This is a genomic window from Lentisphaera profundi (assembly GCF_028728065.1).
In the GTDB taxonomy this organism is placed as follows: Bacteria; Verrucomicrobiota; Lentisphaeria; order Lentisphaerales; family Lentisphaeraceae; genus Lentisphaera; species Lentisphaera profundi.
The window spans coordinates 1,894,793-1,919,090 of the sequence record NZ_CP117812.1 but is presented as its reverse complement, the minus strand read 5'-3'; the positions used below and the strand labels follow the sequence as shown (position 1 = coordinate 1,919,090).

Sequence of the window (24,298 nt, the reverse complement as noted above, 5' to 3'; positions counted from 1 at the left end):
ACTTAATACGACCGAGTGCATACATTAATTAACAGTACAGATGAAGAAACGTAACTTATTTTAGAAAAAATAGTGAGTAGTTCCTTAATTATCGACTTCAGAGAGATGAGACTTTGAGTTAAAGAAAAGGCTTTTTATAGTAAGCGAGAAATTAAATTTAAAGGTCATTATGAATATCAGAGAAGAAGAAGTTCTAGTTCCCACCGCAACAGTTCCCATGCGCACAGTTATTTTTCGCCCGCAAGAAGAGGGTGAGTTCCCTGGAATCATGCTTTATTCAGAGATTTTCCAGTTAACGGGTCCCATTTTGCGGTCAGCGCAAATGATGGCAGGTCACGGTTTTATCGTAGCGTGCCCCGAGGTTTATTATGATAATTTGGAAGCAGGTACGGTTCTAGAGTATGATGACGAAGGCAAAGAAGTGGGTAATAATTTAAAATGGGAAACAGCTATTGAGAGTTTTGATGGCGGTGCTCAATCACTAATAAAGTTTCTACAAAAACAAGATTATTGCACGGGTAAAATTGGAACTATGGGTTTTTGCTTAGGAGGACATCTCGCTTTTCGAGCTGCATTAGAGCCAGAAGTTAATGCCTGCGTAAGTTTCTATGGTACAGATATACATACAGGTACTTTGGGCAAGGGGAAGAATTGTGATACTTTTGATCGTATTGGTGAGTTAAGCGGAGAAACGATGATGGTTTGGGGACGCCAAGATCCACATGTTCCTAAAGAAGGGAGACAGCTAATCTACAACAAGATGTGTGATGAGTTAGTGAGTTTTACCTGGCATGAATTTAATGCGGCACACGCATTTATGCGCGATGAAGGTGAGCGTTATAATCCACAATTAGCTCGTCAATGTTACGGCATGGCAGTGGATGTTTTTACTCGCAATTTAAAGGCTTGAGATGTTCCAGCTAAAGAATAATAAGTTTACAGTCGAGATTTTAGACCCCAAGCAAGATCAAGACCTGTTGGGCGCGCGTTATTGCCGCGGGGGTCAGATTTTTCAAGTGAAGAATAGCGAGGGGAGAGATTTGTTTTCTGGTCCGGTCTACCCAGAAGACTACAATCCCTTTGATTCACAGGGACTTCCAGATGCTTTTAATTCCTATCCTAATCTAGAAGGGGCAGAACTAGGCGATGATATATTTGTTATAGGAGTGGGCTTGGTTAAGTACAGTGACCCGATAGTGAATTTCTTTGCTTGCGAAAATAGAGAAGTTAAGAAAGCTCTTGAGTGGAAGATTACTCAAAATGATAATCAAATTATTTTCACATGCACAGATAGCTATGATGCATGGTCTTATGAATTGGTGAAAACGGTTGAGCTCAAAGAGGGGAAGCTTGAACAGCGCTTTAGTCTCAAAAATTGCGGAGATAAAATTTTACCCGTTTCTTGGTTTGCCCATCCCTTTTTCTTTCATCGTGAAGATGGTCTTATCGGGAAACTACCGGTGAAGCTGGAAGCTAATGACAATTATACATTAAATAAAAAAAATGAACTTCTTACTCAGATACCACAGGATTTTGATCCCGTAAAGCACAATACTTTTGCAATGGGCAAAGCGAATCAAAAATCAACGAGTCTGAATTTGCCCATCCAGCATAAAGTCTTAGATGATTTCTCAATAGATTGTCATTTTAAGGTCGCGCAATTACCCCTGTGGTATAATGAGAAAACAATAAGTCCCGAACCATTTCTGATTCAGGACTTAGGTCTTGCTGAGCAATTAGACTGGGGAATAACTTATAATTTGTCTTAAAAAGAAAAAGGTAGGCCTTTTTTCTTAAGCAACTCACTACCCGTTGTTATAAGCGTAGATTTCAAATCCGATTGCCAATCGGCAACGACGTCAAGAGATTTTTCTAAGATCTGAGGTTGAGATTTGACAAAACCTTCACCAACGGGACTTTTAAAGAATTTGATAAGAGATTTCAAGTCGTCTTCACTGACGTATTTTTGGTATACGGGAGAGAGGCTGTTATTAAGTTTTGAGATTTGTTCGCCAAGTAGTTTAGTGTATTTTGAACTGTCGGTGGAGACGCCAAGCTGTCCAGCTAATTTAGCGACAATATCTTCGTGTCCAGCAGTTACGCCAGAGACTTGTAAGAACTCACTTAAAGTAGTGGTGTATGCATCGTCTGCTTGACTTGTAAAAAGAGTACAGATAAAAAGTAGTAAAGTAAGATGGAGTTTCATGTTAAACCTGTTAATTAATTGGATGATATAAAGATAAGCTCTCGTCAATAATAAAACAATTTTGAGAGTGCTGACTTTCCCTGAAAAATAATTGATTACTTGGCAGGGCTGTTAGATTTTTGAGTGTTAGGATCAATAAAGTGGCCAAGATCTTGACCCATTTGAACGGCATCTCCAGCTTTCAGTGAAGCTTGAACTTTGAAGGAATCTTTTTCAAAGAGCATGATGACTGTTGAGCCCATGGCAAAATAGCCCAATTCATCACCTTTGGTGACTTCTATGGGGGTTTCAAAAGTTTTAGCCATGGCCAAACCTTTGTTTGATTCTGCTTTGTGATAAGCCAATTTAATTTTGCCCACAACAGTAGCACCCACTTTAACGATAGCGGATTTCTGACCAATTTTATTTTCAATATAGGTCGTGATACGTTCATTGATGGGGAAGAGGTTGCGCACGTTATTAACGGCAAGCACGTTCACGGGGAAGAGTTGTCCTGGGATGACTCTCATCTTTTTGATAAAACCAGAAGCGTAATGATGCATTCTATGATAATCAGTCGGAGCTAAATAAATGGTCATGTAGTAGCCATCTTGAAAAGCTTCGGCTTCCATAGTGGAGCCAATCAGGTGATTGAGTTGATAATCGAGACCTTTGGCTTGAATGAGAGTGCCGTTGATGATCTCGCCCATTTGAGCGATTTTACCATCTACGGGACTAACGACACTGAGAGGATTATCGACTTGATGGATAGGACGTACACCTGCTTTGAGGTGACGCGTAAAAAATTGATTGAGGCATGGATACTCTGAAATATCCTTTTCCGCTTCCTCTAAATTAATATTGTAGCGTTTAGCAAACCAAGGAATGAGAGTTTTACTCATGGGCAGGTTAGCGAAAAAGCCAATGAAGCGGCTAATAAGATTTTTTGGTAATAAATTGAGTATTGTCAGCAAAGTGCGGTCCATTAATTAAACTCCCTAATCTTTTGTGGATCATGTGTGAACTCTGAATGGCATTATCTATATCATCAGTTAAGTTATTTCCCAATTTTACAATATAGATTTAAGTAGGTTATTTATGGGATTTTGGAAAAATCTTAGCCATTGTTTGACGTTTAGACCAATGCCGCTCGCTCAAGAGTGGATAGACTTCACTATGGACAAATTTAAAGTTCATGAGAAAAGTCCAGTGAAGCTTACAGAATTCACTTTGGTACCTGAACCGATACTCATGCGTCGTTACATCTCGCCTGAGTTTATGGAAGATAAAATACATGAAGTGGAAGATCTTCTTATGTATATGTGTAGTCGCGATTATCATGAAGGCGGGGGCTTTATGCATCTTGCAGAAGATGATGAGTCACGTGCTTATGGTACAATTGCAATTAGTATGATAGGTGGAAAAACAGGTAAAAAGCCTGGTCTTTTTATTAAAACTCAAGATCATATGGATGAGGCTTTTGAATATAATTTACGAGCTGCACTCAAACCGATCTTAATGCCTTTTAAGTTAAAGCCAGAAGTTGGTTTAACACTGAATTTCCAGCTAAATCCTATTCACCCTAAGTGGAAGGTGCCAGCAAAGTACAAACAACTAGAATTTTAAGATGAAAAGTGAGCGAGAGTTTAATTGCCAAAAAATTGGTGACTCCTGCTTACTTTTTGTATTTTTTGATCGAATTTCGATTGAACATAGTCGATTCATACTAAGTCTTTTTCGCTCTTTAAAGAGTGAAAGAGACTTTTTAGATTTAGTACCTGCCTATTGTGACTTAGCGGTACATTTTAATCCTCAGATAATTAGTTCACAAGAACTTACAGTGATCGTGAGAAAGCATATAGAGAATTTATCTCTCGAGCTGGAAGCGAAAGTAAAGCTTCATAAATTCCCCGTGATCTACGATGGAGAAGATCTAGAACGTGTCGCTCAGCTCACTAAATTGCATCGCAATGAGGTGATAGCTAGGCATGTGGCGGCAGAATATACGGTAGCCATGATTGGTTTTTTGCCTGATTTCCCCTATTTAATTGGATTAGATGAATCCTTACATGTGCCACGTTTAGAAAATCCTAGAGCGAAAGTGCCTGCAGGTTCTGTAGCCATAGGCGGAGAGCAAACAGGTATATACCCATGCAACTCGCCCGGTGGGTGGAATTTAATAGGACGTATGGATAATGAGGGCTTAAAGCTTTTAGAGCCGGGAGATAAAGTCAAATTTTTTGAGGTTGAGCATGAAGATCAATTGTGATATAGGCGAAAGAGGAATCGCGAATTTACTTGACCGCGAATTAATGACTTTGATCGATATTGCCAATATTGCCTGTGGAGGTCATGCGGGGGATCTTGAGTCAGTTAAATTTTTTCGTCAGCTCGCAAGAGAAAATGATGTGCAAGTAAGCGCTCATCTATCCTATCCCGACAAAGAAAATTTTGGTCGTGTAAGTGTGGTGCTGACTGATGATGAACTCTTGCTTTCATTAGATGAACAATATGAATTGATGAATGATGTTAAATGGATAAAATTTCATGGAGCCTTATACAATGATCTCAATAATGATCAAAACCTGGCGCGCTTAATCTATACTTGGCTAAAAAAGCACGAGATTGAATTTGTACTTAGCCCACAAAATTCTGAATTAGCCAAAATCTGTAAAGAAAAAGGGCTTATTCAAGTTGTTCCTGAAGTATTTGCTGAGCGAGCTTATGTTTTTGATCCCCTTAAAGAGCAATTTTCTCTCATGCCCCGTGCTAGAGAAGGCGCGGTTTTAGAGGAGCTTGAAGACGCCTTGAGACAGAGTGAAGATTTGATAAAAGGTAATGTCTTAAGCCATGAGGCTGATTCTACATGTATAAAGCGTGAAATACATGGTGAGACGATTTGTCTACATTCCGACGCGAAAATTGCTTTAGAGCTTGCTCAGGGGCTAAGGAGGATGCTTGCTTAAATTTATCAAAAAAGGTATGAGCAATCTTTATCAGCCTGATGAATGCTTGCCAGTTTATGGAGAACAGCATCGAGGTCTGAGTCCTAAAGGCGTGATGGATCAAGGGGCCTATAATGAGGCCTGTGTTCTATTAGGGATGAAAGCGAGATGTCTTGAATTTAGTTTAGCGCCAGAAATTGAGTTTTCTGAAGCAGGTAGCATCGTGCTGACGGGTGCGCCTCATCAAAGCGTTTTACTCGATGGTGAAGCTTTATCTTTTCATAAAGTTTATCATGTGAAGAGTGGACAGGTGTTGCGCTTTTCGCAAAGACTCAGGGGCTTTCGAACTTATTTGACTTACACCAATAAAATTACTGAATGCGCTTTTGATCCAAGTTCTTATTTAGAAAGAAACCCTCAAGCGGATGCGCAAGCTTATATCCGTTTAATGAAAGGACCTGAGTTTGCGAAACTCGCAAATCCCAAAGTTATTTTAGATCGTGATTGGCAAGTGGGAAGTCAATTGAGCCCCATGGGCATGTCTTTAACGAAATGGGCCAAAAAACTTAAACTCAAAGACCAGCAGAATATGATTTCTTCTGCGGTTGCAGATGGTACGATGCAAATGACTCCGTCAGGGCCTTTTATTCTGCTACGTCATCGTCAGACAATTGGCGGTTATCCACGTATCTTCAATGTCATTTCTGCGGATATAGATCTGCTCGCGCAATTTGGGCCACGCGACTTCATTCGCTTTAAGCTATTAGATTAAAGGTCTTAGGATAAATTAATTTGGATCTTAGTAGCGCTGTGTACAGTATTTTCGATGAGCCCTAATTCTGTGAGTACTACAACCATAGGGCTAATTAGGCATGCTGTACTGCGTGTGGGTGTTGCTCTTGATCTTCTTCGACGGCCATTTTGTGATCAATGGAATAAATTCCTGAGCCGCGAACCGCGAAAAAAGTCAGTAGCATTAGCGTGAAAGTTGCCAGCGCAGTTTCGCCGGTATTAGCAATGAGGTGCGGATTGAGTGGATGAATGAAAAGTACTGCACCAATCAAAATAGGTAATTGCATCAGCGCCGCCCAGCGAGTTCCCATGCCGCCGATGAGGCAAATCCCGCCAAATAAATGTGCGAGGAAGACATAGTGCAACCACGCGACAGGAGCAAACCAAAATTCGCCAATATTAGCGAAGTACTGAATAAAAGTGTTTTGATCGAAAAAAAATCCGATACCCTTCCATAAGAGAACAAGTCCGACGAAAATTCGTAGTGAGGCAATGAGACTATCTGCGGGTTTTAAGGGGCTATTTTCATAGCTTTTTAGATGCTTCATAACAAACTCCTTGCTTGCTGAGCCGGTCAAATTTGATCAAACTCAAATTTAATACCCATCCCTAAGCTCCTTCTGACTTTAGTTTACTATAAAACCACGGGGGATTAAAAGCAATAAAGCCATTTTTAAAAGGCCCAGTATCTGAGGTATGTAGTTCAAGTTTTAGCTTGCGAATAATATGTATGCTGAATAGGGGTGCTCTGCACTCTAAAGAGTGGACTAGCTACCTAAAAAAAGCATGTAGTATCAAGCTTTTACTTGTGAATAAAAGTCTGCCAAGCTGGTGCTCGGCGTACCCAGATTTGCGGAGGTCGCATATGATTGGGTAAGAGAGCTACTAAAATTAGCTATCCCCGCTTTTTTCCAAAAACTAAGCTCACAAACACTCCATAAGAAGTAATTGACTGACTCAGAGAAAAGTCACTTGATGAGTACTTTAAATGACCATCAATAAAAAACTTAAATAAAGTCGAACAAGATATAATATATCAACCTAAGATAAAACATGCTACCAGCTCCCATTACACCCCGTAAAGAAGTACGGACAAAAGTATGAAATGAAAATTAGTCATCATTTATTTAATAAAAACAGACATATATATCAATTACCTGAATCCGTGAACTGGCTTTGGAATAATCTCGTAGGGATTTTATTTTCAGAACTTTACAACTTTTTGCAGGAATACCCGTAGGTCTTTTGAAAAAAGTTGTAAGTCAATGAAGGTGAAAGACCAAGATGATTAACTTAATGTAGCTCACTGATTCAGGAATTAGCTAACTCTAGGTGTATGGAGAGCTTATATGATACCTTAAAAGAAAGCAAGAGGTCTGCTTGTATAGTGCTAAACAGAATTTAATTTTTATACACTGAAAATGTAATTGGAGGAAAGAGGTGTTATGACAAATATATGTCCAAGTTGTCAGAAAGAGTTAAATGCACATGATATTTTATGTGTTGATTGTGGAGTTTATACTAACGGCAAAAGTATAAACTCAGATTCTGAGGAAGTAATTAGAGAAGCCATAAACATAGTTCCGTATGGCGTGATAGCACTCGTAAGTATAATAATTGGGCTAGTATTAAGCTCGATTTTAACTTCGGTAACAGCTCATATTCTAAATTAGATCTTGTCGCTCAAGATTTGAACTACGAGAAAGTGTTTAGTACATCTCGTTTACCAAATTTAGATTTCACACGTGTAGATAGAGAGCAGTTTGTGGTAGTGTACTTGAAGGAGTCAATTGATGTTGACCAAACAAGTAATCTGTCAGTGAGTTACATGCCTACAGGGTATTTTTCTAGAAAAATTTATACACGTCCGTTTATGTTTGGTAATATTGATCCTGATAAAATGAGTAATGAGCTTGCTGAAGATATAAAGTTTAACCTGCGACCCAAAACGGTGAATGTTCTAGTTTATACAGTTCCAGCGTATGTTGATAGAGTTTTTACTTTTAAGCAGGATGAAGCGCATAAAACTTTAGCTTTTACTGCACAGGCCGGTGTAGAGGAACGAATTGGTCAGAATGCAAAGGTGAAGAACCTCATTGCAGAAAACAAAGTATTAAAAGTCTATAAAACAAAGGCTGAAAACAGGGGGCCGGAACGAGTCGTCGTTGTACAGACAGCAAAAAAATCTACGAAATCACATACAACACAGGCTTTGAAGAGTACGGCCAATAAGAGCCAGAAACCTCAAGCTTTAGTTAATGATGACGCTCCTAGCGAAAAGGTAGACGCGCAAGTATTATATGAGGAATATTTTGTTGATTTGCCGGGAGAATTTGTACGAGCCAAAAAAGCGCTTGGAGATAAATATTGGGTTGTTGAATGCGCGGATAAAAAATTGTATTTGGTTAATTTGGAAGAAGTAAAAAAAGAGAATGAGCCTATTCCATTAATTAGTGAGCAATGGACTGCGGGTGGAAAATATGCCTTGTTTGCATCGAGTATAACGCGTGATTTTACAGTAGTGGAGTTGACGTCTGGCAAAATAATTAAAAAATGTGACTGGGATTTTAATGGCGAAGTATCCAGTTTTATAATGGGGTCACATAACTCGCGCTACGTATTTGTAGCAGTGAGAAAAGATTCTCATATTATGTTTTGGCATTTATATGACCTGAAAAACGGTAAAACTTTTAGGCATGGGGAAAGTTCTGGTTACACGCGTTCTGGAGGGCCGAATTTATTTGCATCGAAAGATCTTAAAACAGTCGGCTATACAAATATATCTGTTTCTCCCACAGGTATTAACACTATAGATCCGTTCAATGATAGTAAAGTACAGAATATTCATAGTTCTACAAATTACATTCATTTCGAAGGTGATGAGCGAGGGTTCATTGCTAGAAATACAGTATATAAGAGAGGGAGTAGTCGTTCGCGGGATGATGGCGTATCCTTAACAAGTAATACAGAGGCTTTTTTACCTGATGAAAACGGTGCTTGCAATATTCGCATTTCTACAATTGGGGACTGTAAGCTTTATTTAAATAACTACTTTAAAGATTCAAACGAAACTAAGGAATTTTGTTCTTTAGGAAGGTTGCCGTGGGTGGCTAATACAGGTAGACGACATCAATCTTTATTTGTCAGCATACACACAGCACGAAAAAATGACTCAAAGGATTCGAAGAAATTTAAAGGTTATGAATCCTTATTATCTCGTATGGTATTCGATAGTGAATTAGGTTTTTTTGCCTTTAAAAATGAATTTAAAAAAGATGGAGTGACAATTCGAAAATTTAACCTTAAGGATATGATGTCCAGTGAAATTTCGAATGAGTATTTAGTTTTACAGTCAGAGTTAAAAACAAAACTTTACACAGGGAACTCTTATGAGCAGCAATTAAAGCTCTTAGGGAAAGGGGGCGTTGAAGTTAAATTGTTAAAGGGGCCCTCTGGTTTTTCAATCAGTTCAGATGGATTAATTAAGTGGGATGTGCCAGGGAGTTTGTCCAGTGTAGGTAAAACACGAGTCGCTTTGGAGTTTAAGAATGGTGCAGGAGAAGTTAAACAAATTGGCTATGACATTGATGTGCTCCCTAAAGTGGATTCACTTAACGCTACGGCAGTTGAAAGTGATGATTCACAAGAGCATGCACCAATATATAAATTCATCTTTGAGGGTGAAAACAGTTGTAACTTTACGGTGTTGTCGAATGGCCTGGTAGCTATACAAAATAATCTTACTTTATCAGTTGTTAACTTGAGTTCTAATACCTTAATAAAGAAAATTCCCTTGAAGCATAAATATAATGACCTGTTGGCATGTGGTGATAAAATCGCAGCCTGGGTCAATGGTCAGTTAGATATTATAGACTACAGATCGCTTAAACCAGTTAGGAGCTTTAAAATCGGAGGCTATGATCTTAAAGATGGGGCCTTTGATAAGGTCAATAAGAGGATTTGGTTTGCTTCTCTTAAGGGGGGAGAGGATGACAGAATTTCACAACAGAAGATCATTTATTTTGACTTTGTTAAAGGCGTGTTCCGTTTTTACGATAATATTCTCGGAAGTAAAGTAGCCGTGCATCCGTCTGGTAAGATTTTGTACTCCTATGTAAAAGTCAGTCATATGCAGAGGGAATTACTACGTGATTACTTTGGTGGTCAGTATGTTAGAACCATATCCAGTAACGATCAGACTTTATTTGCCTTTGCGATTAAGAAAGATGATAGCTTAGATGGTCTAAGATTAAATTCTAGTCCGGGCTCCAATGCCAAGGACTTGGTGGTAGACCCCTTTGGGCGAGGTGTGTATTACGTTTCGGGAGGTGGGTACCGAAGTGGCCCGAAGGAAATGAACGGTTATACAATACCTCTGTTTGATCCAACAGATGTCAGTAAGGCAGTGACGAGTTATAATACAGGATCTTACCCGTCAGGTGTGGCAGTAGACCTTAGTACAGGAGTAGTAGCGACGTATAATGGTAAAAAAATCACCTTACATAATTCAAAAACGGGCATTCAAATCACTAAAGAAATAAAACTTTCTCTAGGCGATCAGATTCAAAAAATGCTTTTCAGTAAAGATGGTCAGCATTTATACATTTTAGCAAAAAACACCAGCTTATCACGCCAGTCAGGTGTATCTCAGAAAGGCGATTTATTTACTGTACTCGATTTATCTGGCTTATCTGCAGCGATGGTAAAACACCAAAATACATTAGTGACAAAACTGCCGGCTACTTCAGTTATAGTTTCTCAGATAAAAAAGAATTTATCTGTACAAACATCATTAATTCCAAAATCGACTTTGAGGATTTCTCAAGAGGAGATCAATAAAATTAAGGTCGACTCAGTGAGTAGTAAAAGTAGAACTTTACAGAAGGCGAGTCTTATAGCTAAAAAGTATAATCAAGCAACTGTTTTGATAAAAAACAACAGAGGCTCAGGAACAGGATTTTTTATCAATAAACGAGGCTTGATCCTTACCTGTGCACACGTTTTATCACAGGAGAATACGGTGCGGTTTAAGGACTCCAAAGGTGATGTAAAAACAGTTAAGGTAGCAATTGTTGGTACAGATAGTGTTAATGATCTGGCCTTGCTGCAGACAGTGCCTTACATTAGTAGTCCTTATGTAGGTTTAGAATTAAAGCGAATGCCGGAAATGGGTGAACAGCTGGTTGTTATTGGTAATCCTGGAGCAGGCAACCTTATTTTGAGTAATACTATGACGACTGGGATTGTGTCAAATAATAATCGCATTCTTGATGGTAAGAAGTATATACAAACCAGTGCGGCCATTAATCCAGGGAATAGTGGAGGCCCTATTTTTGATAAATATGGTAATGTGTGCGGCGTGGTGACTATGAAGGCTAGAATGGAAGGTGCCGGTTTCGCCGTACCCCCAGATACAATGCTCAAATTCCTTAAAGCTGCATTGAAAAAGAAATGATTCCTAAGTGAAGTTATCCTAAAAGTTGGCTACGCTTATCTCGAATATTAATAATATGCAAGGTAAGCGCGGTCAACTAATAAAAGAAAAGCCTTCAATGACGAGTCACAATCACCTAATAAAGATCTAGAATCAAAAAAGTGGTAGTTAGAAAGCGAGACTTAATGAGTGCCTTCGGCGATCGGGGAGCTCCCGAAGCCGTGTTGATTTTCATGAATCAGATCAGGAAATAATAGTTGCCCGTACCGCCATACACGTCAAACTAAGCTCCAAGACTCAAAAGCGAGCTCCATTTTTTCTGAAAAATTCAACCGTTTCCCCTTGTCGTAGGTACAATATCTCGCCAGAGAATTCAGTAGAGGTTGCTGTCCATTAGTCTTGAGTAATACAGATATAATTTCAGCGGTTATATTTTTGTTATTCAGTTAAATAACGCGTTAATTTTATCAGGCTCAACCTTCTAACATAAAATATGCTCCCAGCTCCCAGCTCCCAGCTCCCAGCTCCCAGCTTCCATTACGCCCCATAAAGAAGCACGGACAAAAGTATGAAATGAAAATCAGTCATTCGAGGTCGTAGCAAGTAAAAGCTATGTAGTTCAAGCTTTTAAGAAGTGTAGTGATATGATTTTCGCTACTCTAAGAGTGTGCTACATAGAAAGCAAAAACCCGACTTCTTACGAAGAGGGACTTTAGTAAGAGCGATAAGCTTACTCTGGGAGCTGAGCGCTATCCGCGCGAGTACTTAAGTAATTCACCTTCAACAAGCGTCTGCCTGGCCCTTGACATCATACAATAGGGCAGCAAGGGCAGTTTTATTTTGAGAGTGAAGTTTACTGATTTATGAATTTGTGTCTTCTTGTTCGGGCTTCAATCAAGGCCGAGTAGAGCTTTTACTTTTTGACGGCAGTGAATGAGGTGATGATCGGGCATGTCGACATTGCCCATCATACTCAGCATGGAGGCTTCATCGACATCGATCAAACCGACAATGCTAATAAGTTCTTTTTGATGAGGGTCATCAGTTGAATTCATTAAGTCCACCGTGCGGTGATCTTCTTGGAAACGTTTTATGGCCCAGTAGCTGAGTTCTGACTCGGGTACCTGACAAAAACAATGCTTGGGATGCGAATGAACGCCACTCATCTTAGGCACTTTTTTGGTGAAGTAAGCTATTGAGTTGATCAACAATGACACACCAGTCGGCATCCTCATTCCAGGACTCACTAATGAACTGTGCTTGGGAAGTATTCCAAAAATTTGCTTTTTCGATGGCCTGGTTTTTACTGAGTTGGTGGCTTGCAATAAATTCACTCATAGCATCATCGCTATTTTTTAAACCCAGTTGAAGGAAGAGCATTTTTAGTGTGTGTATACTTGTGTCCATGATATATATCCTTTATTAAAATGTACGACTGCGGAGCAGCGGAAACAAGTCTAGATGAGTTAAAGCTTGTAGTGCAGCGGCCTGAAGAAAAATTCCACCATGAGCGAGGGTGTTTTTACTGCGTATCGCTAGCAGATACTTGTGATGAGTAGCTAGAAACTAATGATGAGTACTTATGCGTAAAATTTGGCATAAGGGATCCTTGATAAAAAACCACGCAATCGGGGAGCTTGCCACAGCAAAGAAAAAACCCGAAGCCATTAATTTGGCTTTCGTATTTTTTTGACGATAGCCAAAAATTGTTAAAATAGTTCCAATTAAACCCAAAGATACTGCGACGATGAATAAATAATTGACGAGCAGCGAGATTATATAGACTCTTTGACCGGCATAAACAATGAAGGGCACGGGACTGCTGAAAAGTAAGGATGATGCAAAAGAAGAGAAAATGATAGTTTTTACAGATGATTTTTCTAAGTCACTTTTATAGCCTTTGATCGCTAAGTAACTAGCAGGAATCACGGCAGAAAATAAGATTAGAAAGAGGGGGACGAGTATGATGCCCATTTATTCTCCTTGATTTAAAAAGATAAATTAAGTATTCTTGATAGGAATAGCAAGCCCAGAGATCAATTTATATTTTGAGTTCATTGGCTTTAGGATGCATCCTTGTGAAAGGCATGGAGTTGAAGCTTAGCTTGCGTATAATGTGCATACCGAATAGGGGGTGCTCTAGCTACTTAAGAAAGGCATGGAGTTTAAGCTTTAGCTTGCGAATAGGAGCCTGCCAAGCTGGTGCTCGGCGTACCCATATTTGCGGAGTTTGCAATTTTTTGCCAAGCTTGCGGAGTTCGCATATGACTGGGGATAAGGAGACGTCTTCGACTGTGACAGCAATACAAGAAAAGCCCCGACTTCTTGCGAAGGCGGGGCTTTAGGAAGCACAGTAAGGTGAGTTTACTCTGGGAGCTGAGCGCTATCCGCGAGTACACTTACCTGATTGTCGTTCACTTCAACAAAGCCGCCGTCGAGCTTGATGCTCTTGCGTTGGCCGTTGACATCATACTGCAGGGCACCAATGGCAATACCAGAGATGAGGGCTGCGTGATTGTCGAGTACACCAAAATCCCCGTCGAGTCCTGGGAGGCGAACTGAATCTACAGTGCCTTCAAAAACGAGACGTTCGGGAGTAATGATTTTTAGTTGAAATGACATGATTAACCTTCGAGGTTTTTAGCTTTCTCAAGTACTTCGTTGATACCACCAACGAGGTAGAATGCTTGCTCAGGAACATCATCATGCTTACCTTCGAGAACTTCTTTGAAGGACTGAACAGTATCAGCCAAAGCAACGTATTTACCTTTAAGACCGGTAAAAATTTCCGCTACGTGGAAAGGCTGAGAAAGGAACTTCTGAATTTTACGAGCACGTTCTACAGTGAGACGGTCTTCTTCAGAGAGTTCATCCATACCTAAGATGGCAATGATATCCTGAAGCTCTTTGTACTTCTGGAGGATCATTTTCACGTCAGTCGCAACTTGGTACTGTTCTTCACCAACAACTTCAGGAGCCAAAATGGTCGAAGAAGAAGTGAGTGGATCTACCGCAGGGTAGATACCGAGCTGAGATAGCGGACGAGAAAGTTCTGTCGTTGCATCCAAGTGCGCAAATGTAGTTGCAGGAGCCGGGTCAGTGTAATCATCGGCAGGTACATATACAGCTTGAACAGAAGTAATAGAACCATCTTTAGTTGAAGTAATACGTTCCTGAAGTTCACCCATTTCTACTGCAAGAGTAGGCTGGTAACCCACGGCAGAAGGAATACGACCAAGAAGTGCAGATACTTCGGCACCGGCCTGTGTGAAACGGAAGATATTATCAACGAAGAGAAGTACATCGCGTTTTTTCACATCACGGAAGTATTCCGCCATTGTGAGTGCAGACAGAGCTACACGAGCACGAGCACCAGGAGGCTCATTCATCTGACCGTATACGAGAACAGTTTTCTCGAGTACGCCAGCTTCAGCCATTTCTTCGTAGAGGTCAGTACCTTCACGAGTACGCTCACCTACACCAGCGAAAACGGAGTTACCACCGAATTCCTGTGCGATATTATTGATGAGCTCTTGAATGAGTACAGTTTTACCAACACCAGCACCACCAAAGAGACCAATTTTACCACCCTTACGGTATGGAGCGAGAAGGTCAATTACTTTGATACCAGTTACAAGTACTTCAGTACCTGTATCTTGCTGATCGAAAGCGGGAGCTTCGCGGTGAATTTCCCACTGCTCGTCAGTTTCGACGGGAGGTTTATTATCGATTGGTTCACCGAGGAGATTCATGGCACGGCCAAGAACTTCATCACCAACGGGAACTTTAAGGCCCGCGCCAGTGTCGGAAACTAAAGCACCACGATGAAGACCCTCAGTTGAGTCCAAAGCGATAGTACGCACGACACCTTCACCCAAATGCTGGGCTACTTCGAGAACAAGATTGCCCTCGAGGTCGTTAATAGAAGGGTTGGTCACTTTCAAAGCGTTGTAGATACCAGGGATAGTTCCACCGGAAAATTCTACATCGATCACGGCACCCATGATCTGAAGGACTTTACCTTTAGTTGATTCTGACATAATAGTTATCCTATTTTAAACTTTCAGCGCCGGCAACGATCTCGGTCAATTCAGTCGTAATGGCTGCTTGACGTGCACGGTTGCGCAGAACAGTATATTTCTGTATGAGGTCTCTCGCGTTGGAAGAAGCTGCATCCATAGCAGCCATTCGCGCAGCGTGTTCACCAGCGGCATTTTCAAGAAAAGCTTTGAAAACTTGGAAGTTTACGGTCTTGGGAAGCAAGTAGCTCAGGAGTTCTGCTTGACCAGGTTCGTAAATGTAATCTGTCGCGTTCTCAGTCGCTACAGCTTCAGTAGGGACTTCGCCTGTAACAGGGAGGAGAGTACTGATTATAGGAATTTGAGAAAGGGCAGATACAAAGTTATTATTAGCAATGAGTACTTGGTCGTATTCACCGTCAATAAAGAGCTTTTGTACCTTGTCGCCAATTTCGCGAGCAGTATCAAATTCGGGACTTCCTGTTTTGTCGTCATAGTTGGCAATTACTGTGCTGTCCTTACGGATGGCATTGTAACCGCGCTTGCCGCAAGTAATGAAATCAATTGTTTCATACTTATCGGCACTTTCACGTCGGAAGTTGTTCACGAATTTGACAAGGTTATTGTTAAAACCTGCACAGAGACCTTTGTCTGATGTGAAAGCAATAACAAGAACCTTTTTTACTTCGGGAGTTTTCATAAGGGGATGAGAAAGCTCGCCACCAGAGGCAACTAAACCAGCAATAACCTGGTTGAGTTGATCTGAATAGAGTCTTGAGCTGCCCTGAGCATCTTGAGCTTTACGGTACTTAGAAGTGGAGACCATGTTCATGGTCTTGGTCACTTTCGCAGTATTACCGAGGCTCGCGATTTTTACGTTATATTCTTTTTGACTGGGCATAATTCTATCCGCTTATTACAGTGAGCTACTGAAGCTTTCTGTGGTAGATTTAACAATGTCTGTCATTTCAGCTATAAGACCTTTAGAGAAGTCATCATTGTTGACTTCAACAGCGAACTTGTCACTGAAATCTTTGTAGCGAGTTGACAGGGATTCATTGAGTGAGGCAGTGTATTCAACAATTTTGTTTACTGGAATATCGTTGAGGTAACCATTGGTACCTGCATAGATAAGACAAACTTGTTCAGCCACTGACTGAGGCTCATTGATACCTTGCTTACATACTTCCATCAAACGTTGACCTTTCTCGAGCTGAGCACGAGTGGCAGGATCTAAGTCAGAAGCAAACTGGGAGAATGCCGCGAGTTCGCGGTATTGAGCCAAGTCAAGACGGAGTGTACCGGCTGTCTTCTTCATAGATTTAGTTTGAGCAGCACCACCAACACGTGAAACAGAAAGACCCGCGTTAATAGCAGGACGCTGACCAGCGTTGAAGAGGTCAGATTCTAGGAAGATCTGGCCATCAGTAATCGAAATTACGTTTGTGGGGATATAAGCAGAAACATCGTTCGCTTGAGTTTCAATAATCGGGAGGGCAGTAATAGAACCGGCGCCTTCTGACTCTGAAAGTTTAACGGAACGTTCGAGCAAACGTGAGTGAGTATAGAAAACATCACCTGGGAAAGCTTCACGTCCTGGAGGACGACGGAGGAGGAGTGAAAGCTGACGGTAAGCTTGTGACTGTTTAGTCAAATCATCATAAACGATGAGTGCATGGCCGCCTGCAACGCCTTCAGTACCACCGAAAGTCGGAGAACCGAGGTAGCAGTAGTGTTCTGCCATCGCTGTACCTGAGTACGGAGCGAGGAACTGCATAGGAGCAGGATCAGAAGCAGTAGCTGCAATAATAGTCGTGTATTCTAGAGCGCCATGCTGCTTAAGCGTTTCTGCGATTTGTACCACAGTTGAACGTTTTTGGCCCATAGCTACATAGAAACACTTAACGCCTTTACCTTTCTGGTTAATGATCGTATCGATAGCAAGAGTAGTCTTGCCAGTTTTACGGTCACCAATGATCAACTCACGCTGACCACGACCTACAGGAGTGAGGGCGTCAATAACTTTAACACCAGTCTGGAGAGGCTCATGAACGGATTTACGCTCCATGATACCAGGTGCTTTAAATTCAATTGGACGTGAGTTAGTAGTGTCGATTGGACCTTTGCCGTCAATAGGCTTACCCAATGCATCAACTACACGACCGAGGAGAGCGTCGCCAGTGGGAACAGAAGCAATAGTTTTGGTACGTTTTACTTCCATACCTTCACAGATTGATTTGTCTTCACCAAAAATCGCTACACCGACATTGTCTTCTTCGAGGTTCATCGCCAGACCCTGGAGTCCACAAGCGAACTCAACGAGTTCACCGGCCATGACATTCTCTAGACCGTATACGCGGGCGATACCATCACCAACGCTTAGGACTTTACCAGTTTCGTAAGTTTGAGCACCTGACTCAAAAGCAGCGAACTGCTCTTTGAGGATGGCTGAAACTTCTTCTGGTTTAATATCTGTTGCCATAATTATTTTCCTTTACGCGTTAACGATACTCTGTTTGAGGGAATTGAGTTGTGCTGTGATGGTGTGATCAATAACTTGATCGCCGATCTGAATTTTAAAACCACCCATGAGTGAAGGATCAACTTCAGTCGAGGCTTTGATAGTTTTGTTCAGTTTAGCTTCCATTTTCACTTCGATTGCCTTGACCTGAGCAACACCGAGTTCGGCAGCTGAGGTAATAGTGATGAGCTGTACATTAGCAGCCTCATTACAGAAAATTTCGAAGTAAGCACAAACTTCAACGAGGATCTCTGAGCGTTCTTTCGTATTAAGGAAAGTGATAAAACTCATTGATACCGCGTTGATTTTTCCTTCAAGCAGAGACTTCAAAAGTTCAAGCCGTTTTGCATGGGCTACGAGTGGAGATGAAAGAAGTACATTGAATTCTTCCGACTGAGTAGAGAGATTGGCAATAGCTAAAAAATCAGCTCTTACTTCATCTAACTTGCCCTTGTCCTGCGCCAAGCTAAAGAACGCTCGTGCATATCGTTTGGCTGCTTTTGAGGTCAACATGATTAAAGATTATCGATTAATTTATCAGTGAGAACGCGGCTCTTTTCAGAGTCCAGGTTTTCGCCGATGAGTTTACCTGCAAGTGTTACAGCTAGGTCTGCGCTTTCGCGACGGAGGCTAGAAACGGCCTGTGAACGAGCGTTCTCAATATCTTTGAGAGCGCCATCACGAAGAGTTTGTGACTCTTCTTTGGCTTGTTCGTTAATTTCCTTAGCGAGCTTTACTGCTGTTTCTTTGGCTTCAGTAATGATAGCTTTTGCTGATGAATCGGCGTCAGAAAGAAGTTTCTTTCTTGACTCTTCCGCGTCAGCGAGTTGGCTTTCAATACGAGCTGCATTTTCGAGAGATTCGCGAATGCGAGTCTCACGTGCATCAAGATTAGCGAGGATAGGCTTCCATGCGACTTTTCCGCCGACAAAGAGGAGCGTGAGGAAGCATACCCAGGCAATAATTGCCATAGGTACAGCGGCGTTTTCGCCGTAAGCTCCCGCATCGCTACCGCTTGCCATTGCTGGCATAGCTGTTAGAACGAAGCAGGCAAAAGCTAATAATTTAACTTTTACACTGTTCATAAGAATCAACCGCTAGCGGATTAAAGTGCTGCGAGAAGACAAACAACAACACCGAAGAGTGAAACACCTTCGATAAGTGCAGCAGCAACAATCATTGCGCCTTTGATATTGTCACCAGCTTCTGGCTGACGAGCGATACCTTCCATTGCTGAAGCAGCAAGTTTACCAATACCAAGACCAGCACCGATTGCTACGATACCAGCACCGATTGCTGCGCCAGCTTTAGGTCCGATAAGAGCTGTTGCTTGAGATACTGTTTCTAGTGCTACTGTTGTGTCTGCTTGTGCGAGGATTGAGTTGAACATATTAGTTCTCCGTTTTTTTTATTTTTGTTATATTAGTTTTTGTTAAAGATCTTGTTATTCAAGAAGTGGGATTTAGTGAGCGTGCTCTTCGTCGTGACCATGTGCATGGTGAAACATTTCGCCGATGAAGAGAGCTGCTAAGAAAGTAAAGACATAAGCCTGAAGGAAAGCTACGAATACTTCGAGTGCGTAGATGCCGACTGCAATGGGGTAAGCCAAGAGTGCATAGTAGCTGAAAACGTAGAGTAGGGCCATGATTGAGAAAAGAACGATGTGACCTGCAAGCATATTAGCGAAAAGTCGAATTGTGAGTGAAACACACTTAACAACAAGGCCAATCATTTCGAGAGGAGTAAGAAGTACGAGAACCCAGCCCGGTACACCTGGTGGCATAAAAGCTTTGATGAATTTTACGGGACCATATTTAATAGTCGTACCAACTGTCATACAAAGGAAAACAATAAGTGCGAGTGAGCCTGTTACCCAGAAAGTACCAGTAGCAGTTGCATTACCAGGGATGAGGCCAAGAAGATTACAACCAAGGATAAGGAAGAACAGGCTGCAAAAGAAAGGAGTCCAAGCTTTACCATCTTTATCACCCATGTTCTTTACGGCAATTTCATCGCGAACATAAAGTACGAAGGGTTCAAGGAAGTTTGTCATTCCAGTAGGGACTTCTTGTTTCTTGTTATAGATCACGCCGAAAAGGATAAAAGTGATGACAGTACTTATAATAAGAAAAAGCGATTGAGTTGTGAAGTTATTAGAAAAAATACTTTCGTTTGGTATTTCAATGAAGCCAGTGGGTGACCAGTGATTTCCTGCGAGAGTCATGTGATCTTTGATCCAAGCAATAACTGCTTCCATTTTAGTGGGGTGACCGCCGCCAGAAGCTGCGAGGAGGTTGTTGAGTATATTCATAGTTAAATAACTTTGGTTTTAAGGTTTTGTTTTTTGAGTGATGCAGTTTCACAAATCATGGTGGCCGCAAAGCCAATCAGAAATGCGATACTTAGAAATTGGGGATTGTTTACTGACTTAGTAAAGAGGAGGACGCCGAGGATAATGATCATTGCGGCGGATTTGGCAAACTTGAGTAAGATGCCAATAAAAAGTTCTTTTTTTAGTTTGAATGCGAAGTAGTCGAGGACAAAGACAGCTGCCGTATTAAAGAGGCAGAGTGCGATTGCGAGGAGGAATTCTTTGGATGAAAAGGCAACCTTGCTGAAAATTGCATAAGCAGCAATTAGCAGTGGACCGAGAAATAGAGCTGTAATGTGAAGCGGATTAAGTGTCGCTTTCATTGCTTTTATTTTCATCCTTCTTAGGTTTCGGTTTCGACATCATTCTTACGAGTTTCCAAACTGCATAGCCTCCATATATAAAGGAGAGGGCAATTCCAATTAATAAAAAACAAGGGCTAGTACCGTACTTCTTGTCGGCCCAGTAACCTGCACCGCCAAATAGGAAAATTGCGACGGCGAGTTCTGTTCCAAGACTGGATCCCAAAATCACTGGAGATCTATGTGGAGGTTCAGCTGCTTTGTTTTCTTTAATCTTCTCTTGGTTATTCATAATTGGCGCATAAAATAATTGATGGAATGAGGAAATCAAGATAGGCTGTTAAATATTTAACAGATATTTTATAAGATCATTCAAGTGCGTGAAGAACATGGACTTATAGATTCTTTTACGAAAAGCGTATGGTTTTATGACATACTTACACATCTTGTAAAGGTCGGGTTTTTTCTAAAGGGGGTCTGACACGAAATTTGTCATGTTTTTCGTTCGCCAAGGCTTTTTTTCTTGTGCAATGATTTATATTAATAAAAACAGGAGATTTATTAATGAATGAGACTTTAGAAAAATTAGAGCAAGAAATTCGCAATGCGGACTTAAGTGATACTAAGAAACAAGAGCTGGAAACCTTAGTTGCGAAACTCAAGACTGAGCAAGAATCAGAGAAAGAAGGCTTGGTAACAGATTTAACTAAGGTGATTGAGGATTTTGAATCCTCGCACCCGCAAGTAACTGGTTTGCTTTCTCGTGTTTCAACTTTCTTATCAAATAGTGGTATCTAGTTAGCTTTATTTAATTCTTACAGAGAGGGGTGATAGTATCATGCCCTCTTGTTTATAGAGCTAAGTAATATTTGAAGGGGTGAGGGATTTATTCCTGAGCCCCTTTCTTTTTATGTGAACCCGGTTTGCCTTTGCGCTTGTTGTGCTTCGGTTTTTTCTTGAGGACTTCTTTCTTCTCGACTTTGGCGAGTTTGGCCTTGGCCTTCGTTTTTTTGTTGTGAGGCTTGGTTTTGCTCTTCTTTACAGGATTAGCAGAGTCTGTTAGGGCTTTAGGCTTCGTGGCAGTCTCGTCATTCTGAGTGCTAGCATCGCTTTCTATAGCGTCTTGATCTACGAGTGGTTTGGGTGAGAAGTTGCGGGCTAAATTAATTTCTTCGAATTTGAAATCCATTTTCTTTTCGAATCGACCCATGTAGTGTAGGTCTTTTTCAGTGACGACAAGGTAGTTGGCGCCATCTTGAGATCCGCGTGCAGTACGACCGCTTCGGTGCTTAAAACTTTCTATAGTGATCGGGCAGTGGTAGTGGATGACTGCGCTATCTTTACAGTCAAATCCTCTGCTGAGCAGGTCGGTTGTGATTAAGAAATTTATTTTGCCGTTTTTAAAGTCGTTGATTCTTTCTGCTCGCGCTGTTTTACTTATGGCGGCTTCTAGGAAAGCGGCTTTAAGTTGGTTTTTCTCAAAGAACTTCAGTGCGTGGCGTGTGTGTTCAAAGCTATTGACGAAAATGATCGCTTTTTTGATTTTCTCACTTCTGATTAATTTCATTAAGCAGATATCCCGTCTATTGGGGTTGGTGAAGATATAAGCGTGTTTAATTTTTGCCGTTTCGGTGTTCTCAATAAGGAAAAATTCAGGGCGCCAAAAGTTGAGTAATTCTTCCGTTGAGCGGATGACGGTAGCAGATGCAACAATACATTCATGGGTTTCTGGGGGCATCAGTTCCATGAGTTCGGCGACTAAGTTCTCTATTCCTTCTCTGAGTAGTGCGTCGATCTCGTCAATAATGAGCATGTTGAAGTCTTGTGGCTTAATGATGCCTCTGAGCATAAAGTCGCGTAGGCGTCCTGGTGTAGCGGAGATGATTTGTGGACGCTTCTTAAGTTGATCTTTTTGACGATCGGTACTGACGCCACTGATGACGGCAGTGGCTTTGGTTTGTGGCAGGATGTCGCGAATAACTTTAATATTTTGCATCGCCAATTCAGGGGATGGTGACAGTATGAGGATGCGTGCCTTTGGATTCTCTAGTAATTTCCTAGCTACGGGAATGAGGAAGGCAATCGTTTTTCCCGAGCCAGTCGGGGACGAAATGATAAGTTGCTTTTCTTCGTTTGAATGTTCTACGACAAGTTCTTGGATAGGGAGAAGTTGTTCGAAGTCTTGTTTGTTTAACCAAGATTGAATAGTGCTAGGGAATGAGTCGGGTAGTTGCATAATGGGCCTCAATAAAAAAAGCCGACCCAAAAGGTCGGCTTTTCAAAGATTTTTTTTGTACTTATTCTGCTGTTGCAGCAGTCTCTGCGTCTGCGTCAGTAGCGGAAGCGGAGCGTGTAGCACGTGTTTCTGCGATGTAAGCAAGTGCAGTACCAGCAGGGCTGAGGAAGTCAACACCTTCAATTGCAGGTAGTGAAGCAACAGTAATAACATCAGAGAATTTCTGAAGTACAGAAATATCAATTTCAATGAAAGCAGGAAGTGCTTTTGGTAAAGCTGACAGTTCAAGATTTGACTGAGGAGTTACTAAGATACCGCCAGAAGTAACGAGAGGAGACTCACCAGTAGCTTTAACAGGAACAGAAGTTTTAACTGGAGTGTTCATATCCGGAGCGTAGAATTCTACGTGGATATAATGCTGTTGGCTTGTTGTACGAATGACTTCGCGAAGAAGTACTTCGTGTACAGTTCCATCAATATCAAGATCGATGATATTAGTTGTACCAGCTGCTTTGATAGCAACTTGGAGGTCTCTTTCTGCGAGTTGGATGTTAATGTTCTCGATTTTGCGACCTTGGAGGTTGCCTGGAACGATTGCTTCGCGACGGAGTTGCTTGGATTTTTTGCCAACGATTTCACGTTTAGCGGCTTTGAGTATGATAGACATGTATTTGTCCCTATAGCTTAATTCATATAATATTAAATCTAGACTCGATGGCACGTCGTTTGGTATGAGAGAGCTGGTGCGATCAATTGAAGAGTGGCTAAGGTATCGTAAAAAGTATTTCCTGCAAGGGGCTTAGATAGAAAAAATGCGATTAATTTTTGAGGACTAAGATATATTAAAAATTCATTAATGTGAGCCTTGAGGTGGGTAAAAATCTTGCCTTGTGTAATTTGATCTTGTAGAATTATGCAACCCTAACAAAAATAAAGAGGTAGTACAATGAAAAAATTCGTATCGTCAATCTTATTCTTTGGTGCAGTAAGCGCGTTTGCAGTACCGCAAGACAACGTTGGTGTTGGTGTTGGTACAATGATCTTTAAGGATTCAGATGGTCTAATGTCTCAGACTGCAGCTGTAACAACTAATCATATTTTTTGTAATCAAACATTTGCTATTACTTCTGGTACACTAGATGCTGAAAAACCAGCAGAATTTTGGGCTCAAGAGCAGATGAATATTTTCATTGCGGGTAATATGGATAACGTAGCGAAAGATATCGCTATGGGCGAAGGCGAAGCAGTTGATACAATTGCAGGCATTCTTAAAGTTGAAGACACAGAGGCTTTCAGAGCTGAGCTTCAAGAAAACTTTGCTAATATCTACACTACAAATGAAGTGACTCACACTGAAGTTGTATCCAATATCATGGATATTGCTAAAAGCTAAGTCTTAGCTAACTTGTAGTTGATAGCCATCGATGAAAATCGATGGCTTTTTTGTGCCTAGATAGCGTGTTATTACTATTTAAGTTAGACAGATAAAGTAT

27 protein-coding genes are annotated in these 24,298 nt (G+C 41.1%); 9 read left to right on the top strand and 18 right to left on the bottom strand.

Features of this window, described 5'->3' with window-relative positions:
• Window positions 1-169: 169 nt before the first annotated feature.
• Together PQO03_RS18915 and PQO03_RS18910 are read left to right on the top strand one after the other, a co-directional pair.
• Window positions 170-910: a dienelactone hydrolase family protein gene (locus PQO03_RS18915; protein WP_274152570.1), complete on the top strand. Its 741-nt coding sequence runs from the start codon at window positions 170-172 to the stop codon at window positions 908-910.
• Window position 911: 1 nt separating this feature from the next.
• Window positions 912-1,769 (top strand): aldose epimerase family protein, encoded by an 858-nt coding sequence (locus PQO03_RS18910; RefSeq protein ID WP_274152568.1) that lies wholly within the window; start codon window positions 912-914, stop codon window positions 1,767-1,769.
• Here the strand turns inward: PQO03_RS18910 and PQO03_RS18905 are convergent.
• Both PQO03_RS18905 and asd read right to left on the bottom strand, forming a co-directional pair.
• Window positions 1,766-2,206: a DUF2059 domain-containing protein gene (locus PQO03_RS18905; RefSeq protein ID WP_274152566.1), complete on the bottom strand. Its 441-nt coding sequence runs from the start codon at window positions 2,204-2,206 to the stop codon at window positions 1,766-1,768. The two genes, PQO03_RS18910 and PQO03_RS18905, sit on opposite strands and share 4 nt — an antisense overlap.
• Window positions 2,207-2,301: 95 nt before the next feature.
• The gene (asd, locus tag PQO03_RS18900; RefSeq protein WP_274152564.1) at window positions 2,302-3,171 is read right to left on the bottom strand and encodes an archaetidylserine decarboxylase; all 870 of its coding nucleotides are present in this window, start codon (window positions 3,169-3,171) and stop codon (window positions 2,302-2,304) included.
• Window positions 3,172-3,361: 190 nt separating this feature from the next.
• On the opposite strand from asd, the gene PQO03_RS18895 reads away from it, so the two are divergent.
• The 4 genes from PQO03_RS18895 to PQO03_RS18880 are packed head-to-tail and all read left to right on the top strand — an operon-like array spanning window position 3,362 to window position 5,902.
• Window positions 3,362-3,811, top strand: a complete 450-nt coding sequence (locus PQO03_RS18895; RefSeq protein ID WP_274152562.1) for a hypothetical protein — start codon at window positions 3,362-3,364, stop codon at window positions 3,809-3,811.
• 1 nt (window position 3,812) lies between these two features.
• On the top strand, window positions 3,813-4,454 hold the full coding sequence (gene pxpB / locus PQO03_RS18890; protein WP_274152561.1) for a 5-oxoprolinase subunit PxpB: 642 nt from the start codon (window positions 3,813-3,815) through the stop codon (window positions 4,452-4,454).
• Window positions 4,438-5,151: a LamB/YcsF family protein gene (locus PQO03_RS18885; protein WP_274152560.1), complete on the top strand. Its 714-nt coding sequence runs from the start codon at window positions 4,438-4,440 to the stop codon at window positions 5,149-5,151. Before pxpB ends, PQO03_RS18885 begins: the two co-directional genes overlap by 17 nt.
• Entirely contained in the window at window positions 5,144-5,902 is a 759-nt protein-coding gene (locus PQO03_RS18880) for a 5-oxoprolinase subunit C family protein (protein WP_274152559.1), read from the top strand. Before PQO03_RS18885 ends, PQO03_RS18880 begins: the two co-directional genes overlap by 8 nt.
• A 94-nt stretch (window positions 5,903-5,996) precedes the next feature.
• On the opposite strand, the gene PQO03_RS18875 is transcribed toward PQO03_RS18880, so the two are convergent.
• Window positions 5,997-6,470 carry a DoxX family protein gene (locus PQO03_RS18875; RefSeq protein ID WP_274152558.1) on the bottom strand — a complete coding sequence of 158 codons (474 nt, stop codon included), beginning with the start codon at window positions 6,468-6,470 and terminating at the stop codon, window positions 5,997-5,999.
• A gap of 1,229 nt (window positions 6,471-7,699) precedes the next feature.
• On the opposite strand from PQO03_RS18875, the gene PQO03_RS18870 reads away from it, so the two are divergent.
• Window positions 7,700-11,377: a S1 family peptidase gene (locus PQO03_RS18870; protein WP_274152556.1), complete on the top strand. Its 3,678-nt coding sequence runs from the start codon at window positions 7,700-7,702 to the stop codon at window positions 11,375-11,377.
• A gap of 869 nt (window positions 11,378-12,246) precedes the next feature.
• On the opposite strand, the gene PQO03_RS18865 is transcribed toward PQO03_RS18870, so the two are convergent.
• The 13 genes from PQO03_RS18865 to PQO03_RS18805 all read right to left on the bottom strand — a co-directional run bounded on the left by PQO03_RS18865 (window position 12,247) and on the right by PQO03_RS18805 (window position 20,861).
• Entirely contained in the window at window positions 12,247-12,522 is a 276-nt protein-coding gene (locus PQO03_RS18865) for a hypothetical protein (protein ID WP_274152555.1), read from the bottom strand.
• A gap of 1 nt (window position 12,523) precedes the next feature.
• Window positions 12,524-12,763 (bottom strand): DUF2789 domain-containing protein, encoded by a 240-nt coding sequence (locus tag PQO03_RS18860; RefSeq protein ID WP_274152553.1) that lies wholly within the window; start codon window positions 12,761-12,763, stop codon window positions 12,524-12,526.
• A gap of 159 nt (window positions 12,764-12,922) precedes the next feature.
• Entirely contained in the window at window positions 12,923-13,330 is a 408-nt protein-coding gene (locus PQO03_RS18855; RefSeq protein WP_274152551.1) for a hypothetical protein, read from the bottom strand.
• 390 nt (window positions 13,331-13,720) lie between these two features.
• Window positions 13,721-13,978: an ATP synthase F1 subunit epsilon gene (gene atpC / locus PQO03_RS18850; RefSeq protein WP_274152549.1), complete on the bottom strand. Its 258-nt coding sequence runs from the start codon at window positions 13,976-13,978 to the stop codon at window positions 13,721-13,723.
• 2 nt (window positions 13,979-13,980) lie between these two features.
• Window positions 13,981-15,396 carry a F0F1 ATP synthase subunit beta gene (gene atpD / locus PQO03_RS18845; RefSeq protein ID WP_274152547.1) on the bottom strand — a complete coding sequence of 472 codons (1,416 nt, stop codon included), beginning with the start codon at window positions 15,394-15,396 and terminating at the stop codon, window positions 13,981-13,983.
• Window positions 15,397-15,406: 10 nt separating this feature from the next.
• The gene (gene atpG / locus PQO03_RS18840; RefSeq protein ID WP_274152545.1) at window positions 15,407-16,276 is read right to left on the bottom strand and encodes an ATP synthase F1 subunit gamma; all 870 of its coding nucleotides are present in this window, start codon (window positions 16,274-16,276) and stop codon (window positions 15,407-15,409) included.
• 15 nt (window positions 16,277-16,291) lie between these two features.
• Window positions 16,292-17,857: a F0F1 ATP synthase subunit alpha gene (atpA, locus tag PQO03_RS18835; RefSeq protein WP_274152543.1), complete on the bottom strand. Its 1,566-nt coding sequence runs from the start codon at window positions 17,855-17,857 to the stop codon at window positions 16,292-16,294.
• Window positions 17,858-17,869: 12 nt separating this feature from the next.
• Window positions 17,870-18,409 carry an ATP synthase F1 subunit delta gene (gene atpH / locus PQO03_RS18830; RefSeq protein WP_274152542.1) on the bottom strand — a complete coding sequence of 180 codons (540 nt, stop codon included), beginning with the start codon at window positions 18,407-18,409 and terminating at the stop codon, window positions 17,870-17,872.
• A gap of 2 nt (window positions 18,410-18,411) precedes the next feature.
• Window positions 18,412-18,981, bottom strand: coding sequence for a F0F1 ATP synthase subunit B (atpF, locus tag PQO03_RS18825; protein ID WP_274152540.1), 570 nt, complete (start codon window positions 18,979-18,981; stop codon window positions 18,412-18,414).
• Window positions 18,982-19,001: 20 nt separating this feature from the next.
• On the bottom strand, window positions 19,002-19,286 hold the full coding sequence (gene atpE / locus PQO03_RS18820; protein ID WP_274152539.1) for an ATP synthase F0 subunit C: 285 nt from the start codon (window positions 19,284-19,286) through the stop codon (window positions 19,002-19,004).
• A gap of 72 nt (window positions 19,287-19,358) precedes the next feature.
• Window positions 19,359-20,207 (bottom strand): F0F1 ATP synthase subunit A, encoded by an 849-nt coding sequence (gene atpB, locus PQO03_RS18815; RefSeq protein ID WP_274152537.1) that lies wholly within the window; start codon window positions 20,205-20,207, stop codon window positions 19,359-19,361.
• 2 nt (window positions 20,208-20,209) lie between these two features.
• Entirely contained in the window at window positions 20,210-20,590 is a 381-nt protein-coding gene (locus tag PQO03_RS18810) for a hypothetical protein (protein ID WP_274152536.1), read from the bottom strand.
• On the bottom strand, window positions 20,574-20,861 hold the full coding sequence (locus PQO03_RS18805; protein WP_274152535.1) for an AtpZ/AtpI family protein: 288 nt from the start codon (window positions 20,859-20,861) through the stop codon (window positions 20,574-20,576). Before PQO03_RS18805 ends, PQO03_RS18810 begins: the two co-directional genes overlap by 17 nt.
• 272 nt (window positions 20,862-21,133) lie before the next feature.
• Between PQO03_RS18805 and PQO03_RS18800 the strand changes: the two genes are divergently transcribed.
• Entirely contained in the window at window positions 21,134-21,367 is a 234-nt protein-coding gene (locus PQO03_RS18800) for a DUF4404 family protein (RefSeq protein ID WP_274152534.1), read from the top strand.
• Window positions 21,368-21,455: 88 nt separating this feature from the next.
• On the opposite strand, the gene PQO03_RS18795 is transcribed toward PQO03_RS18800, so the two are convergent.
• A complete protein-coding gene (locus tag PQO03_RS18795; RefSeq protein ID WP_274152532.1) occupies window positions 21,456-22,805 on the bottom strand; it encodes a DEAD/DEAH box helicase in 1,350 nt (449 codons plus the stop codon).
• Window positions 22,806-22,866: 61 nt separating this feature from the next.
• On the bottom strand, window positions 22,867-23,472 hold the full coding sequence (locus tag PQO03_RS18790; RefSeq protein WP_274152531.1) for a 50S ribosomal protein L25: 606 nt from the start codon (window positions 23,470-23,472) through the stop codon (window positions 22,867-22,869).
• A 279-nt stretch (window positions 23,473-23,751) separates the two neighbouring features.
• Here PQO03_RS18790 and PQO03_RS18785 point away from each other — a divergent pair, with 279 nt between their 5' ends.
• Window positions 23,752-24,198, top strand: coding sequence for a DUF3015 family protein (locus tag PQO03_RS18785; protein WP_274152529.1), 447 nt, complete (start codon window positions 23,752-23,754; stop codon window positions 24,196-24,198).
• Window positions 24,199-24,298 lie beyond the last annotated feature (100 nt).

Excerpts from the sequence above, each read along its gene's own strand:
- PQO03_RS18915 (WP_274152570.1), top strand. The coding sequence starts at position 170 with ATGAATATCAGAGAAGAAGAAGTTCTAGTTCCCACCGCAACAGTTCCC.
- PQO03_RS18910 (WP_274152568.1), top strand. The coding sequence starts at position 912 with ATGTTCCAGCTAAAGAATAATAAGTTTACAGTCGAGATTTTAGACCCC.
- PQO03_RS18905 (WP_274152566.1), bottom strand. The coding sequence starts at position 2,206 with ATGAAACTCCATCTTACTTTACTACTTTTTATCTGTACTCTTTTTACA.
- asd (WP_274152564.1), bottom strand. The coding sequence starts at position 3,171 with ATGGACCGCACTTTGCTGACAATACTCAATTTATTACCAAAAAATCTT.
- PQO03_RS18895 (WP_274152562.1), top strand. The coding sequence starts at position 3,362 with ATGGACAAATTTAAAGTTCATGAGAAAAGTCCAGTGAAGCTTACAGAA.
- pxpB (WP_274152561.1), top strand. The coding sequence starts at position 3,813 with ATGAAAAGTGAGCGAGAGTTTAATTGCCAAAAAATTGGTGACTCCTGC.
- PQO03_RS18885 (WP_274152560.1), top strand. The coding sequence starts at position 4,438 with ATGAAGATCAATTGTGATATAGGCGAAAGAGGAATCGCGAATTTACTT.
- PQO03_RS18875 (WP_274152558.1), bottom strand. The coding sequence starts at position 6,470 with ATGAAGCATCTAAAAAGCTATGAAAATAGCCCCTTAAAACCCGCAGAT.
- PQO03_RS18865 (WP_274152555.1), bottom strand. The coding sequence starts at position 12,522 with ATGAGTGGCGTTCATTCGCATCCCAAGCATTGTTTTTGTCAGGTACCC.
- PQO03_RS18860 (WP_274152553.1), bottom strand. The coding sequence starts at position 12,763 with ATGGACACAAGTATACACACACTAAAAATGCTCTTCCTTCAACTGGGT.
- PQO03_RS18855 (WP_274152551.1), bottom strand. The coding sequence starts at position 13,330 with ATGGGCATCATACTCGTCCCCCTCTTTCTAATCTTATTTTCTGCCGTG.
- atpC (WP_274152549.1), bottom strand. The coding sequence starts at position 13,978 with ATGTCATTTCAACTAAAAATCATTACTCCCGAACGTCTCGTTTTTGAA.
- atpD (WP_274152547.1), bottom strand. The coding sequence starts at position 15,396 with ATGTCAGAATCAACTAAAGGTAAAGTCCTTCAGATCATGGGTGCCGTG.
- atpG (WP_274152545.1), bottom strand. The coding sequence starts at position 16,276 with ATGCCCAGTCAAAAAGAATATAACGTAAAAATCGCGAGCCTCGGTAAT.
- atpA (WP_274152543.1), bottom strand. The coding sequence starts at position 17,857 with ATGGCAACAGATATTAAACCAGAAGAAGTTTCAGCCATCCTCAAAGAG.
- atpH (WP_274152542.1), bottom strand. The coding sequence starts at position 18,409 with ATGTTGACCTCAAAAGCAGCCAAACGATATGCACGAGCGTTCTTTAGC.
- atpF (WP_274152540.1), bottom strand. The coding sequence starts at position 18,981 with ATGAACAGTGTAAAAGTTAAATTATTAGCTTTTGCCTGCTTCGTTCTA.
- atpE (WP_274152539.1), bottom strand. The coding sequence starts at position 19,286 with ATGTTCAACTCAATCCTCGCACAAGCAGACACAACAGTAGCACTAGAA.
- atpB (WP_274152537.1), bottom strand. The coding sequence starts at position 20,207 with ATGAATATACTCAACAACCTCCTCGCAGCTTCTGGCGGCGGTCACCCC.
- PQO03_RS18810 (WP_274152536.1), bottom strand. The coding sequence starts at position 20,590 with ATGAAAGCGACACTTAATCCGCTTCACATTACAGCTCTATTTCTCGGT.
- PQO03_RS18805 (WP_274152535.1), bottom strand. The coding sequence starts at position 20,861 with ATGAATAACCAAGAGAAGATTAAAGAAAACAAAGCAGCTGAACCTCCA.
- PQO03_RS18800 (WP_274152534.1), top strand. The coding sequence starts at position 21,134 with ATGAATGAGACTTTAGAAAAATTAGAGCAAGAAATTCGCAATGCGGAC.
- PQO03_RS18795 (WP_274152532.1), bottom strand. The coding sequence starts at position 22,805 with ATGCAACTACCCGACTCATTCCCTAGCACTATTCAATCTTGGTTAAAC.
- PQO03_RS18790 (WP_274152531.1), bottom strand. The coding sequence starts at position 23,472 with ATGTCTATCATACTCAAAGCCGCTAAACGTGAAATCGTTGGCAAAAAA.
- PQO03_RS18785 (WP_274152529.1), top strand. The coding sequence starts at position 23,752 with ATGAAAAAATTCGTATCGTCAATCTTATTCTTTGGTGCAGTAAGCGCG.